The sequence below is a fragment of the Buttiauxella sp. A111 genome (assembly GCF_014189855.1).
GTDB lineage: Bacteria > Pseudomonadota > Gammaproteobacteria > Enterobacterales > Enterobacteriaceae > Buttiauxella > Buttiauxella selenatireducens.
The window spans coordinates 313,114-328,467 of the sequence record NZ_BJFN01000003.1; the positions used below are offsets into that span (position 1 = coordinate 313,114).

A 15,354-nucleotide genomic window follows, 5' to 3' on the forward strand; every position below is an offset into this window, starting at 1 on the left:
AACAATCAGTTCACTATTAGTTCCGTATTTCTGGTCATATGCTTTGCATATCTAGTGCGGAGGTAATGATGAATACGACAAAAAGCTTTTTAAAACAGTTGAAAACTCAGTTTGAACGCGAAGGCCAGGCGCACAAATTATTAGGTTTGATTTGGCTTTCACCGCAACAGCGCTACGAAATCTTAAAAGAGATTATGTTACCGGTTGCCGGAAATTGAAGACGTTAAAAGGCGGGTGATACGTCGCTCACCCGCCAGGACGTTATCCTTTCAAGAACTCCAGTAAATCCGCATTTACCCGGTCTTTCTCGGTGGTACAAATGCCGTGCGATCCACCTTCATACACTTTGAATATCGAGTCCGGCAATGTCGCCGCCGTGACTTTCCCGCAGGTTTCAAACGGTACAATCTGATCATCATCGCCATGAATAACCAGCGTTGGGATGGTCATTTTCTTCAGGTCTTCGCGCAAGTCAGTTTCAGAAAACGCTTTAATACAATCGTATAGCGCTTTGATCCCTCCCTGCATACCCTGCTCGACAAAACTCTCCCTTACGCCTTCCGAGATTGTCGCCCCCGGACGGTTATAGCCATAAAATGCCAGGGTTAGCTCTTTGAAAAAGTCAGCCCGATTGGCACGCACACCTTCACGAATCCCATCAAACACATCAATGGGAACACCGTCAGGATTGAAATCAGTTTTCACCATGATCGGCGGTACAGCACTGATTAACACGGCTTTTGCCACGCGATGAGTACCATGGCGCCCAATGTATCGCGCCACTTCTCCACCGCCAGTGGAATGACCCACATGGATAGCCTCTTTCAGATTCAAATGCGCGGTCAACTCTGCCAGATCGTCAGCATATTGATCCATATGATTTCCTTCCCAGGATTGCGATGAGCGACCATGCCCACGCCTGTCGTGAGCAATCACGCGGAATCCTTTCTGGCCCAGGAAAAACATCTGATCTTCAAACGCATCTGCTGTTAACGGCCAGCCGTGGCTGAAAACGACCGGTTGCCCTTCTCCCCAATCCTTAAAATAAAGAGAACTGCCGTCCTTTAACGTGAGTTTGTCGTAATGGCTCATGATATCTCCTCTTCAGGTGATTACTGCACAAGGCGCATAAGTGATACGTGCATAAACCCAACAGATTTCAAGAGACAGGTAAGCGGTGAACGAGTGTGCCGCTAACGCACCTGCGACTTGAAAGATGAGGGGTATATAGAGGGTAATGCAATTTTTTCATCAGGCAGGTTGATTTGGAGTCATCAATTCGTCAGCGAGTGTTAATGAGGGTTTATTTTGATAGTTTGACCTTGCTCCCAAAACGCCAATAAACAGGGTTCAGGCCATTCCCGAGTGGCCGATGTTACCAGTATCATGTTACCGGTATCAGAAATGTAGTGAATAATGCAAATGCTTTATTCACCTATAAATTCGGCGTAGAGGAAAAACAAATGACCGAAATAACAGCACATCTTGGCGCAGGGACCCTTCTAGGGATTGCAGCCTGTGCAGTTGTACTCCTACTTATCCTTATCATGCGTTTCAAAGTGCATGCTTTTTTGGCTTTAACCCTTGTGAGTGTCGTCGTCGCCCTGGTGACAGGCGTGCCGTTCGATAAAATTGTCCCAACTATTTTGGGCGGTTTTGGGAGCACACTGGCAGGCGTTGCGCTGCTGGTTGGTCTTGGCGCAATGATTGGCCGCTTGCTTGAAATTTCTGGCGGGGCAAAAGTACTTGCCGACACGCTAATCGGAACGTTTGGCTCGCATCGTGCTCCACTGGCGCTCGGTGTGGCATCGTTGCTGTTCGGCTTCCCAATCTTCTTTGATGCGGGCCTGGTCGTCATGCTGCCGATTATCTTCAGTGTGGCAAAACAATTCGGCGGTTCTACGCTGAAGTACGCATTGCCTGCTGCGGGTGCATTTGCAGTCATGCACGCCCTGCTGCCACCGCATCCAGGCCCGGTTGCTGCCAGTGAACTGCTGGGTGCAAATATCGGTCTGCTGGTGATTGTTGGCCTGATTATCGCGCTTCCGACCTGGTATCTCGGCGCGTATCTGTTTGGCCTGTACGCCGGTAAAAAATTCGACGTTAAATTGCCTTCTTCTTTCCTGGGAAGCATGGAAGTCGATGCAAACCATAAGCCACCAGCATTTGGCACCGTATTAGCGATTCTGCTGCTGCCACTGGTACTGATTTTCCTCGATACTGGCCTGAATACAGCGACCGTGCTCGGTTGGGTCAGCGGTGATAATACCGTGGTTCAGTTACTGCGGATGTTGGGCAAAACGCCTATCGCACTGCTGATTACCGTCTTCTTCGCGCTTGCCGTCTTTAGTGGTCGCCACAGCCGCCAGCATCTGGAAAAAGTGTGTGATGGCGCACTCGGTCCAATCTGCGGCATCATTTTGGTGACTGGCGCGGGTGGTATGTTTGGTGGCGTTCTGCGTGCAAGTGGCATTGGTGATGCTCTGGCGGGTGTGTTATCCGATACCGGTATGCCAGTCATTGTTGCCGCGTTCGTTATCTCTACCGCACTGCGTGTCGCGCAAGGTTCTGCAACGGTCGCTCTGACTACCACTGCCGCGTTGATTTCTCCAATGGTTGCCGTGACACCGGGTTTGAGCCAGTTCGACCTGTGCTTCATCGTGGTGGCCATTGCGGGTGGTGCGACTGTTCTGTCTCACGTGAACGACTCAGGCTTCTGGTTGGTTGGCCGTTTCCTCGAAATGGACGAGAAAACCACCCTGAAAACCTGGACCGTGATGGAAACATTGATCGGGTCTATCGCCTTCCTGTTCGCGCTGGTAGGTAGCATAATCCTGTAAACTGTGCTGTTATTAAAATGTGACTGAAGTCGCTTTAAACTAAGCGTTAAGCTCAGTATCATCAACACAGACCAAACCCTCGCTCATTGAGTGAGGGTTTTCTTTTGTAAGGTCCGCCATCAGACACAAGAGTGCCTGTTTTTTTTACATGGAGAGAATTATGTCCAGACCAGCCATTATCATTAATGAACTTGATGCCGAGCGTATCGACCGACTGCTGGAGCAACCACAATTTGCCAACCAGCCAGTCGCTCAGGCACTGAATATAGAACTGGACAGAGCAGAAATGCGTAAGCCTGAAGATATTCCGGCAGACGTCGTGACCATGAACAGCCGCGTGAAATTCCGCGATCTGGCCTCAAAAGAGGAGCATGTTCGCACGCTGGTTTACCCGGTAAACCTGACCGATAGTGACAACCAACTTTCTGTGATGGCACCCGTTGGTGCGGCACTGCTGGGTTTGCGTGTCGGTGCAACAATCAACTGGACGTTACCGAACGGTAACCAGACGCATCTGGAAGTGCTGGAGCTGCAATACCAGCCAGAAGCTGCGGGCGAATACCACCGTTAATGATTGCCCCCTTCATAGCGAAGGGGGACGTTATGCAGATTCCCGCAACACCAACTCTCCAGAAATAATAATCTTCTGTGACGGCAAAGCCGGCGTTTTTATCTTATTCACAATCAGCGTTGCGGCTTGTCGCCCGGCTTCTTCGCTGGATGCTGAAACATAGGTAAACCGGGGGGACGTGAGATTAATGTGCATCATATCTTCGAATCCAATCAGTGAAACTTGTTGGGTCAAAAACACATCTTTACCGACGGTTCGTCCAACCTGCTGAATCCCATTCAGGCAGCCAATAATGGCTGATGGGGAATGGCAAAGCATGGCGGTAATTTTGCTATTTTTTTCCAGTAATTGCCGGGTTAAACGGGCCGCAGCCTCGGTGTTATTTTCGCAAACGGGCGCCCACTCTTCGCGAAACGGCAGATCGTATTGCGCGAGTGCATTGCGATAACCGAGTAAACGCTCTTCGCGTATCAGGTTGGTCGCCGTGCCGCCCAAATAGGCGATATTTCGATGACCACGGTCAATCAGATAACGCGTCGCCTGGTGTCCCGCCTGGCGATTATCACGCCCAATCACATCCCGCCCACTGGTTACTGTCGATTCTGCAATGATCACGGTCGGCAGTGGACATTCAGCAATCAGGTCCGGTATGGAAGCTAATCGGTGATTGGCATCAAGATAAATAACCCCCGCCACGCCTTGCTGACTGAACGAGGTTAAACATTGTTGTAACTGCTCGACATCGTTTTGTGGGTGCCCAAGAAAAACCATATAACCTTGTTTTTCCAGATAATTAACCACACTCGCCATGACGTTAACGCAAAAGGAATCATTGAAATCCCTGATAATCAGGCCAATGAGATTTGAAGTGCTGGAACGCAGATTAGCCGCTGCCACATTATGAACGTAGCCAAGCTGTTTAATCGCAGCATTGACCTTGTCGATGGTCGCATCAGAGATCTTTCCTTTTTGACGCAGCACCAGTGAAACCGTGGAGACAGAAACGCCTGCCAGTTGTGCTACATCAATAATATTGACCTTTTTCATCCCGTTCCTGTCACCGATAATCCATAAAATTCAGCCCCCTGAAACATACAGCTCTTTGCCTGGCTCCGCTATAGCATTCGAGTTGCAGAAAGGCGGCAAGAGAACTTAGCCCCAGGAGCTTACTTGTGTAAGTGACTGGGGTAAGTGAACGCTGCCAACGCATCTGCAGCTTGAATGATGACGCGGAGAGTTACTTTCCTATCATCGTCGACATAGTCTGAGCAATAAACTGAGCGCGAGCACCGAATATCACCTGAATGCCTGAATCGCCGACAAACACCACGCCGCGTGCACCGAGGCTGTTAAGGCCATCTTTATCAACCTGATCGCTCTTCTCCACTTCCAGGCGCAAACGCGTAATACATGAACCGACAGAGTTGATGTTCTCAGCGCCGCCCAGCAAACCAATGATATCGCCAGCCAGTTCGGTGTCTGTTTTGTCATTCGCATTTGCGGAAACGTCTGCACGGCCCGGCGTTTTTACATCAAAACGGCGAATCACATAACGGAAGGTGAAGTAGTAAATCAGCGCCATCGGTATACCGACGATAACCGCCGACAGGAAGTTGGTCTGGTAACCGTTGAACGACGGCAAGATACCAAAGGAAATGTAGTCAATCATCCCCGCCGAGAACGATTTGGCGATATGTGCGTGCAGTAAATACATACACATATAAGACAGGCCAGCCATAATCGCGTTAAAGACATACAGGATTGGTGCGACGAAAATAAAGGTAAATTCAACCGGTTCGGTAATGCCCGTCAGGAAGCAGGTCAGTGCCGCAGAGAACAAAATACCGGAGGCAATCTTCTTATTTTTGGTGTTGGCTTCGTGATACATCGCCAGACACGCCGCAGGCAGTGCAAACAGCATCAGCGGGAACTCGCCCTGCATGAATTTACCGGCGTTGTGGTAACTGTCACTGCTGAATGATTTCACGCCCTCTTCGAGCATTTTGAACCAGATAGTTTGGTCACCGTGAATCACCTGCCCGGCATTCGTGGTGTATTCACCAAATGAATACCAGAACGAGGGATACCAGATATGGTGCAAGCCAAGCGGTATCAGCGCGCGTTCCACCAATCCGAAGATAAAGGTTGAAAGCGCCTGGTTATCACCGTTCACAATCACCGACAGCGAATCAATACCGGACTGAATGTAAGACCAGATCCACGGCAACACCATGCCCAGCAGGAAGGATAAGAATGCCGTGGCGATAGCAACAAAACGCTTGCCGGAGAAGAAACCGAGGAATTCAGGCAGCTGCATGGTATGGAATTTGTTATAGCACCAGGCCGCGAGAATACCGGAAATCAGGCCGCCAAATACGCCCATCTGCAAGGTCGGAATGCCCACCACCATGGCAAACTTCCCGCCTGACGCCGCCATTTCTGGCGTGATATGCATCACCGTGCCAATCGTCATATTAATAATAAACACCGATACCGCCGCCGACAGCGCAGCAATACCCGATTCTGCCGCAAGCCCTACCGCCGAACCGATGGCAAACAGCATTGGCAGGTTGTCGAAAATCACCCCGCCCGCGTTCATCATCAGTGGTAAATGGAATTTATCGCCAAAGGCCAGTAACAGACCCGCAGCAGGAAGTAGCGAGATCGGCAGCATTAAAGCACGCCCTATCATCGACAACTTAGATAACGATTTCGTAACGCTCGAAAGCAAACTCATAGACAATCCCCTGGTGTTGACGCCGCCATCGCGTTTTATTGATTTACGCGTTTTTATGCTAGGTAGAACGTTCTAGTAGAACGTTCTACCTATACTGACGAAACGAATTTTGCCCGGCAACAAAAATCTGAGTTGTAGCCATACTGTTATCGAATATTTGAAGTCGCGCAGGTTTTAACCTGTTTTTTATAGGGGATTAAAAACCTAACCTGGAGGGATTCAGACGGTCACTTGCCGGGTAGACAAGCGTCAATCGGCATTCGATGAAAGCACCGTAAACAGGCGCACCATCCCCCTCCGCGTATCAGAGAGGGGGATGGTGTTCGCTTAGGATTGGGCTAAAAAGACTTCCACGCCGAAAGCTGAAAGGGAATATTGGTGCCCGTTAATCCCCTCGCTATTCAACAACGGTTCCAGCAAACGGTTTTCTTCTGCCAACTCAAGAGTCAGCGCCTGGTCGCTAAAGTTTTGGACAAAAAGATAGTCGTGCCCGTCGCCCTGCCTTGCGGTCGCCACAGCGCCCACAGGGAGTGACATCGACGTACAGGCATTCACCCCGTGTTGGCTTGCAATATGCTGGTAAAAATCATGCAGGAAATCCCCGTCGGTTCTTGCCGCGACATACCAGGCTTGCCCTTTTCCGTACTGGTTACGGGTGATTGCTGGCCTGCCCTGGTAGAAATCATGTTGATAAACCCCCAGCACTTCCGCCGTTTCTGCATGAATCAAATCGCACAGTTCTACACATTTGTATTCGCGAACCTGGCTATTCCACCCCGATGTGGTGATACCGATTTGATTCGTTTCACCGTCATACAGGCTGTCAATTTCTTCTGACCAGATGCCTAAAACTTCGCGCAACGGTCCAGGGAAACCATTGGTGTAGCAGAGATCGTCAGCATTAACGATCCCCGACCAGTAAGTCGCAATAAACACGCCGCCAGCCGCAACGAACGTATTCACTCGTTTTGCAAAGTCTTCATTGACCATGTAAAGCATCGGCGCAACCAGCACCCGGTAGCGGCTGATATCAGACTGCTGAGAAACAATATCGACCGGAATGTTTTGCCGCCACAACGCCTGATAGTGCTGTTGCACGGTTTCTTCAAACTTGATGCCACAGTTTCGCGGGCCTGCGGAATCGTTCACTGCCCAACGGTTATCCCAGTCGTAAACCATGGCCACATCAGCTTGATAGCCAGTTCCTGCCGCTCCCGCCAGTTTCTCCAGCGCAACGCCTACCTGCTTCACATCCCGCCCGACACGCGTATTAACATGCCCAACGTGATCGACCACCGCACCGTGGAATTTTTCAATAGAACCACGGCTCTTCCGCCACTGGAAATATTGAACAGAATCAGAACCATGAGCCACAGCTTGTAGCGCCGAAAGCTGATGCATCCCTGGCTTTTTTAACTTACTGACGGCTTGCCAACTGGTTGTGCCAGGCGTGGACTCCATCAGTAAGAACGGCAGCCCAGGTTTAAGGCTTCTCATCAGGTCAAAAGTGAAAGCCGTGCTGGAGGCGAGATCCTGCTGATCGCGCGTCTGATGCCATTCGGGATAGCTGTCCCAGGAGATAAAATCGACTTCCTCCGCCAGACGCCAATAATCATAATCGTAAAACACGCCGTGGAAATTCGTGGTCGCGGGCAACGACGGATTAAAAGGCTTAACGGCCTGAATCTCATGACGACAGAACAGGGCAACCTGTTCGCTTACAAAGCGCCGCCAGTCAATATTCAGCGCATGAACCGACTGCTCACCCAGCGGCCCTGGCGAATGAATCTGGTTCCAGTTTGAATATTCATGGCTCCAGAATGAACTCCACCAGCGCTGGTTTAAGTTATCCAGCGTCTGATACTTATTCTTCAACCAGTCACGGAAACTCTGCTGGCAAATCTCGCAATGGCAATCCCCGCCATATTCATTGGAGATATGCCAGGCCAGCACGGCCGGATGGTGCGAATAACGTCTTGCGAGCTGTTCGTTAATATTCTTTGTCAAACGCAAATATGCAGGTGACGAATAACAATGGTTGTGCCGCTCGCCATGCAAGTTTTTAGTCAGATCTTTATTGGTCCGCAAAACTTCTGGATATTTTTCACTGACCCACGCGGGCCTGGCACCGCTCGGGGTTGCCAGAAAAACAGAGATCCCGTTGGCATACAGTTTATCCAATATATTATCCAGCCAGGTGAACTGGTAATTCCCTTCTTCGGGCTCAAGTTTTGACCAACTAAATATCCCTACCGACATCACGTTGCATTTCGTTTCTTTCATCATCGCGATATCTTTTTCTAAAATATCAGGCTGATTCAGCCACTGGTCGGGATTGTAATCTGCACCGTGTAAAAAATTCAGTTTCGGAAATAACTTACTCATGACTGCCTCCGTTATGCTAACGACTCTCTCTCCTGAGAAAGGGTAATGACCGGGTCTTTTCTATTGCGTAGAGAGAACACTGAGAACAGCGTAAAGAGCCCTGAAATAATGCCAAGAATGATATATGCGTTAGCAAAACCAATGGTGTCGTACAAATAGCCGACAACAGGTGAATAAACCGTGGTTGCAATGGATGCAGCAAACAACACGAGCAAATAGATGGTGGATGATAATTTATGGTCGAAGTTCTGCGAGATAAATTTAAATACCGAAATTAAAATCAGTGGTTTTTCAATCGCGTGCATCATTTTAACAGCAGCAATCCACACCGGACCAAGCGGTACCGCAGAACCCAGAATGCGCACTGACATTATCGTCCCAGCAATCACTAGCGCCCATTTTGCCCCGACGCGATTGACGAACCATGGCATCAGACCGAGGAATAACGTTTCGAAACAGACCTGAACCGAGGCCAGCGTGCCATACCATTTATTCCCCTCATCAACACTTGAGAACTGTAAGGAGAAATACTGGGCAAATTGCTGATCATAGGTGTCATAAATTTGCGTAACGAACAGCGTAAATATGATAAGCATCCAGAACTGTTTGTTTTTTGCCAGTTCAAAAACGTGTACCGCTTTTAATGACGAAGTCATTTTCTCTTCTTCAAGCGTGACTTCAATTTTGGTCATCATGAAACACACAGCAGCTAATACAATCGCAATACTCGCCAACCAGAATGAGAGATTTGGGTTATCATTAATATTGCGCCCCACAATATACGCTGCGGCAGCCCAACCTAAAGATCCCCACATTCTCACCCGTCCATATTCGAATGAATAACGACGGGAAATTTTATCGATATAAGAGTCAATCACGCCGCAGCCAGAGTTAAAAATAATCCCCAGATAGATGCCACCTAATACAGCACCTAACCAGAAAGAACTCACCAGAAGCGGCGCATAAACATAAATAAAGAACGGCCCAATCGGCAGCAGCAACGCGATGATCAGGAAGATTAACGATTTTTTAGTACCGAACTTGTCTGAGATAAAGCCAAAAAACGGCTGCATCGTCAGTGCGATAAAGGCGTTAATCGCATACAACCAGCCCGTTTTGGTGGCACTGATCCCCAGGTGCTGTGTCGTCCAGATAACAAAAAAGGCCATCGTCGACGACCAGGCAAACAAGTAAAGAAAATCGAAAATGCTTAAAAGAATGTAGTTCCTTTTGCCGGTAACCATCTTTTTCTTCCTCATGAAGGAACAGAGTCGGTGCTTCACTGAATACACAGTGAATAGCGTTCTTTTTTAGGGTTTAGTTTACGCTGCTGTGTTGGGTTAATGTGGTTAACCCAAAAATGTACGACGTTCACATCAGTGAGTTACATAAAATACCTGGCAAATCGTTCAAACAACCATCAGAGATGTAAACTGCAATCAACATCACATAACAAAATTTTAAACATGGCAAAAGGTGAAGCAGATCTCAAAATTCGGCCATGTGAACGTATGACATTTTGATATAGTGGAGATTCCGGGCAGGAAGAAACGGACCCGATTAGGCCGGATGATAACGTAAGGATTGAGGGTGAATAAAAATAGAAATGCAACGCTGGAAGATGTTGCCCGCCATGCCGGTGTCTCCTACCAGACGGTTTCTCGGGTGCTCAACAAATCTGTGAATGTCGCCGAGAAAACGCGTATTCGCGTTGAGCAAGCCATCGAAGAATTGCGCTATGTGCCTAACCGTTTGGCGCAACAGTTAGTCGGTAAGCGCACGCTAACGTTAGGGCTTATCACCACGTCCCTGGCCCTGCACGCACCTTCACAAATCGCCGCCTCCGTTAAAATGCACGCCCGTGAAGCGGGTTATCAGGTGCTGATTTCGATGATTGATGAGAACGACGAGACGGCGATTCAGCAATCCATCAATGACTTCAAATCTCAATTTGTCGAAAAAATCGTTATCAACGTTCCACTTGAAACCCCACTCGCCAGAGCGATTGCCCGGCAGAATAAAGATGTCACCTGCCTGTTTCTCGACGTAGCTCCAGACAGCGGCGTGTTTCACGTTATCTTCGACCCGGCGAATGGCACTCAGGAAAGTGTTAAGCGCTTAAGCGAACTCGGCCACAAAAACATCGCGCTGCTGCCTGGCCCGCAATACTCGATTTCTGCACAGTTGCGTCTGGCGAGCTGGTTAAAAAGCCTCAAGGAATTCGGCTTAACGCCCTCGGCTGTCATTTTCGGCACATGGGATGCACAAAGCGGGTATGCCGGCGCACAGCAACTGATCAACGATAAGGTTGAATTCAGTGCCCTGCTGGCAGGAAACGATCAGATGGCACTGGGCGTGCTGAGCGCGCTACATAAGGCTCAGATAGCGGTGCCGCAGAAGGTTTCTGTCATTGGTTACGATGATAGCTACGAAAGCGCATTCTTCACCCCTTCACTCACCACGGTGCGGCTGGATTTAGATACTCAGGGAAAAGAAGCTGTTGCCAGAGTGTTGGCGGCCACGCAGGGAAAGACGCCTGGCAATTGCATTCTGCCAGCAGAATTTGTATTGCGTGATTCGATTACAGGACGATAACGCAGAAGGAAAACCCTCGCCCAAAAGCGAGGGTTTAGGTGGGAAGCTTACGCTTGAACGGTAATGCTCAGGCTTTCGAAGCTCACCGTCTGACCTGCAACAATTTTGCAGCGTTTGCGAGTTTCGACTTCGCCATCTACCTTCACCAGCCCTTCGGCAATCACCGCTTTCGCCTGTGCGCCGCTTTCACACCAGCCTTCCAGCTTCAGCAGATCGCATAATTCAACGTGTGGGTGTTTACCTAATGAGAAGGTCGCCATTTTACTCTCCATCGACATCATGATATTCCTCGCAAGCCTGCAAGGTATTCTGGATAAGAGTGGCGACGGTCATTGGGCCAACGCCACCCGGAACCGGCGTAATATACGAGGCTTTGGCTGCGGCTTCATCATAATTTACGTCGCCGACCACTTTGCCGCTCTCCAGACGGTTAATCCCCACGTCCACCACAATCGCCCCTTCCTTGATCCACTCGCCTGGAATAAAACCAGGTTTGCCGACTGCGACAATCACCAGATCGGCGTTCTCGACGTGTTGGCGCAAGTTTTTGGTGAAGCGATGGGTCACGGTAGTGGTGCAGCCCGCCAGCAGTAATTCCATACTCATTGGGCGGCCAACAATGTTAGATGCGCCAATCACCACGGCGTTCAGGCCATAGGTATCAATGCCATAACGCTCAAGCAGCGTGACGATACCGCGCGGTGTGCAAGGACGCAGACGCGGCGCACGCTGGCACAGGCGGCCAACGTTGTAAGGATGGAAACCATCCACATCTTTATCCGGATCGATACGCTCCAGAACTTTTACGTTATCGATGCCCGCAGGCAGTGGCAACTGCACCAAAATACCGTCGATTTCGTTATCTGCGTTGAGCGTATCAATCAGCTCCAGCAGTTCTGCTTCAGAGGTGGTGTCAGGCAAATCGTAGGAGCGAGAAATAAAGCCGACTTCTTCACAGGCTTTACGTTTGCTACCGACATAAATCTGCGAAGCAGGGTTCTCTCCCACCAGCACAACTGCCAGTCCAGGAGCACGTTTTCCAGCGGCAATTCGGGCTTTCACTTTTTCAGCAACTTCAAGCCGTACCTGCTGCGCAATCGTTTTACCGTCAATAATCTTTGCTGCCATCAGTCAGATGATTCCGTCTGTAATCAAAAAGGGAGGGGATTGTTTCTATTTTGTCAGAAGCGCGGCTCGCTGTCAGGCATTGTTAAGCGTTTATGCTCAATAGTCGCGCAGGCAGTTGAAAAGCCATTGACTAGAAAGGTACTGACCGTATAATCCGAGCGTTCCAAACGTAGTACGATACAAAACTGCACTTTCAGTGCGCCCTTAGCTCAGTTGGATAGAGCAACGGCCTTCTAAGCCGTAGGTCACAGGTTCGAGCCCTGTAGGGCGTACCATTTAAAACAATGCGTTACGACAAAACCCATCGCTACACATTAATTTCCCGCTATCATTTCCGCTGTCATTTGTGAATTTGCTATCTCTCCATGCTTCATCGGTTGACATTGACCTCCCAAAAACCCGCCATCTTTTGTTTTATGCGGTTTGGGAAAGGTGCCATCCTTCGCTCACATCTTCCATAACGTTTTATAGCTCTTGCCTGTCAGGCTTTCGACTTCCTTAAATTTCATGTAGCGCGTTGGCAGCTGCGAACCATCCAGTTTGCTCAATGGTGTATGTTTTGGTTGCTCGCATATTGGTGAGCCGTCGTGGAAAATACCGAGAGTAATACGCGGTAATTCAAAATTGGAGCGCGGAATGCTAATCGTGTAATACCGCATCCGGCGGTGGTGGTGCGACTTCATAACGTGAAGGCGATACGCCAAATAATTGGCGGAATGCATAGGTGTAAGCAGACGTGCTGCCATAACCCAGCATCAATGCAATTTCAGTCACGCTTCGCGACTGGCGCAATAAAATAATCGAATGCAGCAAACGGTGCCTCTGTTTCCAGTTGCTGAATGTGATGCCCGTTTCTTTAATAAAATGCCGTGAAAAAGTCCGTGGTGACATACCCACACGCTCAGACCACTCTTCCATTAAATGAGGTAAATCCGGTGATTCACTGATTTGCTGGCACATTTCCAGCAGCGCCGGAGCCGTTGGCCAGGTAATTGCAAAACCCGCAGCCGGAAGGTCATTGAGCACATCGAGCAAGGTTGAAACTAACCGCCCTTCTTTGCCATCGGCATCATAGTACTCAGGAATAGTTTGCGTGGCATGGTGGATAAAACTGCGCGCAAAGTCAGATACCGTCACCAGCTTCAATTCAGATTTCCCGCATTTCGACTCATAATATTCTGGATCGATATCCAGGTTTTCCAGCATCACTTCACTGGCGGTGTGCACTAAATGAGGGGTGAATGCTGGGATCCACAATCCATAGCAAGCGGGAATAATGTACGAATTATTCTCCACGGAAACGTATAAGGAGCCTTCACGAGCGTAGTGAAACTGGACAAACGGATGAGAATGGAGTTCAGACTGCACATTTTCTGCCAGCGTGAACGATCTAAAAAAAACGGGGCGAGCAAGCCTGGCCCCTTCTGCATCCTTCTCTGAGCGGAACGAGTAGAGCATCTTTTTCGGTTTAGCCATCTATCCCACTTAAATTGACGCTTGATCGACACAACTTGGCATCCCTTCATGATACACAAACCTTGTAAGCTGCGATAATTAATTCATAACTTCAGTCAATGAATAACCAAAGATCAATAAAGTTGTAACATATGCTTATTTTAATTTGACGACGTAATAAACCTTCTCTTTAAAACGCGAATAACCTTAATGACACCAAACTCGTTAATATTAAAAATGAGCGAAACAACCCTCTCCAAAATAAGATAGCAACGTGAGTCACCTATGATCTTTTTAATGATTGATTGTGAATTAATAGCAAACCTGGAAATACGTTGATGTTGTGGAAAACGTTGAACGCCAGGCTAGCCTTTTGACGAAATATAAACAAGTTCTGATAGTCGAGTAGAAAACTGACATAAGCTTTTACTGAGGATGAGATATGAGTGTTGAAGTTGAAAGTGCACCCGTCCCACGCAAAGACAACTGGTATCGGATTGCAGAAGATCTTTTAAACCAGGCTGATATCCGCTTTAACGGAAGCCGTCGCTGGGATATTCAGGTACACAATCCTGACTTTTATAAACGTGTTTTGCAGGAAGGTTCTATTGGCCTCGGCGAATCCTACATGGAAGGTTGGTGGGATTGCGCGGCACTGGATGTTTTCTTTGAGAAAATCCTTCGCGCAAAACTCGATGAGAAAATGCCAAAAAACTTCAGGGACTTAATCCGTGTCGCAGGTATGCGTTTGTTCAATTTACAGACGCGTAAACGCGCGTGGATTGTTGGCAAAGAGCATTACGATATCGGCAATGATTTGTTCGCCAAAATGCTCGATCCTTATATGCAGTATTCCTGCGGCTACTGGAAAAAAGCGACCAGTTTGCCACAGGCTCAAGAAGCCAAATTGAAAATGCTGTGTGAAAAATTGCAGCTGCAACCCGGTATGAGATTGCTGGATATTGGCTGTGGCTGGGGCGGTTTGGCGCAGTACGCCGCCGAACATTACAATGTTCATGTTACTGGCGTGACCATTTCAGAAGAGCAACAGAAAATGGCTCAGGATCGTTGCACCTGGCTGGATGTCTCTATCAAGCTGATGGATTATCGCGACCTCGACACCACGTTTGACCGCATTGTTTCAGTCGGTATGTTTGAACATGTCGGCCCAAAAAACTACGACACCTATTTTGAAGTGGTGAACCGTTGCCTTAAACCGGGCGGAATGTTCCTGCTTCATACTATCGGTGCAAATAAATCTGATAACAATGTCGATGCCTGGATTAATAAATATATTTTCCCCAACGGTTGTCTACCTTCTGTGAAACAAATCGCGAGCGCGTCAGAACCGCATTTTGTCGTCGAAGACTGGCATAACTTCGGCGCTGATTATGACCTGACATTAATGGAGTGGCATCAGCGTTTTAATCGTTTCTGGCCGGAGATTCAAAATAATTATACCGAGTCATTTAAACGCATGTTCAATTATTACCTGATGTCTTGTGCGGGAGCTTTCCGCGCGCGTGATATTCAGCTCTGGCAAGTGTTATTTAGCCGTGGTGTCGAAGGCGGGATGTACGTTTATCGCTAGTATCTTCTGTTACGACGACTCAATATGTCAGTTATTAATTTAAGGATTTTCG

General features: G+C 48.6%; 12 protein-coding genes, 1 tRNA gene and 1 pseudogene. 6 read left to right on the top strand and 8 right to left on the bottom strand.

The features are described 5' to 3' along the window. Positions 1 to 68: 68 nt before the first annotated feature. Positions 69 to 218 (top strand): hypothetical protein, encoded by a 150-nt coding sequence (locus BSPA111_RS10805; RefSeq protein WP_183271161.1) that lies wholly within the window; start codon positions 69 to 71, stop codon positions 216 to 218. A 43-nt stretch (positions 219 to 261) separates the two neighbouring features. On the opposite strand, the gene BSPA111_RS10810 is transcribed toward BSPA111_RS10805, so the two are convergent. Continuing rightward, positions 262 to 1,092, bottom strand: coding sequence for an alpha/beta fold hydrolase (locus BSPA111_RS10810; protein WP_183271162.1), 831 nt, complete (start codon positions 1,090 to 1,092; stop codon positions 262 to 264). Between the two features lie 371 nt (positions 1,093 to 1,463). Here BSPA111_RS10810 and BSPA111_RS10815 point away from each other — a divergent pair, with 371 nt between their 5' ends. Both BSPA111_RS10815 and rnk read left to right on the top strand, forming a co-directional pair. Further along, entirely contained in the window at positions 1,464 to 2,840 is a 1,377-nt protein-coding gene (locus BSPA111_RS10815; RefSeq protein WP_183271163.1) for a GntP family permease, read from the top strand. Positions 2,841 to 3,000: 160 nt separating this feature from the next. Continuing rightward, a complete protein-coding gene (gene rnk / locus BSPA111_RS10820; RefSeq protein WP_183271164.1) occupies positions 3,001 to 3,411 on the top strand; it encodes a nucleoside diphosphate kinase regulator in 411 nt (136 codons plus the stop codon). 30 nt (positions 3,412 to 3,441) lie between these two features. Here the strand turns inward: rnk and malI are convergent, their stop codons facing one another. The 4 genes from malI to BSPA111_RS10840 form a co-directional block, all read right to left on the bottom strand. Then, positions 3,442 to 4,458, bottom strand: coding sequence for a Mal regulon transcriptional regulator MalI (malI, locus tag BSPA111_RS10825; protein ID WP_183271165.1), 1,017 nt, complete (start codon positions 4,456 to 4,458; stop codon positions 3,442 to 3,444). Positions 4,459 to 4,648: 190 nt separating this feature from the next. After that, a complete protein-coding gene (locus tag BSPA111_RS10830) occupies positions 4,649 to 6,148 on the bottom strand; it encodes a PTS transporter subunit EIIC (RefSeq protein ID WP_183271166.1) in 1,500 nt (499 codons plus the stop codon). Positions 6,149 to 6,475: 327 nt separating this feature from the next. Beyond that, entirely contained in the window at positions 6,476 to 8,533 is a 2,058-nt protein-coding gene (locus BSPA111_RS10835) for a beta-galactosidase (protein ID WP_183271167.1), read from the bottom strand. An 11-nt stretch (positions 8,534 to 8,544) separates the two neighbouring features. Beyond that, positions 8,545 to 9,777 carry an oligosaccharide MFS transporter gene (locus BSPA111_RS10840; RefSeq protein WP_183271168.1) on the bottom strand — a complete coding sequence of 411 codons (1,233 nt, stop codon included), beginning with the start codon at positions 9,775 to 9,777 and terminating at the stop codon, positions 8,545 to 8,547. Positions 9,778 to 10,123: 346 nt separating this feature from the next. On the opposite strand from BSPA111_RS10840, the pseudogene BSPA111_RS10845 reads away from it, so the two are divergent. Further along, positions 10,124 to 11,113: pseudogene (locus BSPA111_RS10845) on the top strand (LacI family DNA-binding transcriptional regulator); the annotation flags it as partial. Between the two features lie 62 nt (positions 11,114 to 11,175). On the opposite strand, the gene ybcJ reads toward BSPA111_RS10845, so the two are convergent. Then, the gene (gene ybcJ, locus BSPA111_RS10850) at positions 11,176 to 11,388 is read right to left on the bottom strand and encodes a ribosome-associated protein YbcJ (protein ID WP_121265615.1); all 213 of its coding nucleotides are present in this window, start codon (positions 11,386 to 11,388) and stop codon (positions 11,176 to 11,178) included. Position 11,389: 1 nt separating this feature from the next. Then, entirely contained in the window at positions 11,390 to 12,256 is an 867-nt protein-coding gene (folD, locus tag BSPA111_RS10855; RefSeq protein WP_183271170.1) for a bifunctional methylenetetrahydrofolate dehydrogenase/methenyltetrahydrofolate cyclohydrolase FolD, read from the bottom strand. Positions 12,257 to 12,454: 198 nt separating this feature from the next. On the opposite strand from folD, the gene BSPA111_RS10860 reads away from it, so the two are divergent. Beyond that, positions 12,455 to 12,531, top strand: a tRNA-Arg gene (locus BSPA111_RS10860). Between the two features lie 364 nt (positions 12,532 to 12,895). Here BSPA111_RS10860 and BSPA111_RS10865 read toward each other — a convergent pair. Further along, the gene (locus BSPA111_RS10865; RefSeq protein WP_183271171.1) at positions 12,896 to 13,732 is read right to left on the bottom strand and encodes an AraC family transcriptional regulator; all 837 of its coding nucleotides are present in this window, start codon (positions 13,730 to 13,732) and stop codon (positions 12,896 to 12,898) included. Positions 13,733 to 14,153: 421 nt separating this feature from the next. Between BSPA111_RS10865 and cfa the strand changes: the two genes are divergently transcribed. After that, on the top strand, positions 14,154 to 15,302 hold the full coding sequence (cfa, locus tag BSPA111_RS10870; RefSeq protein WP_183271172.1) for a cyclopropane fatty acyl phospholipid synthase: 1,149 nt from the start codon (positions 14,154 to 14,156) through the stop codon (positions 15,300 to 15,302). Positions 15,303 to 15,354 lie beyond the last annotated feature (52 nt).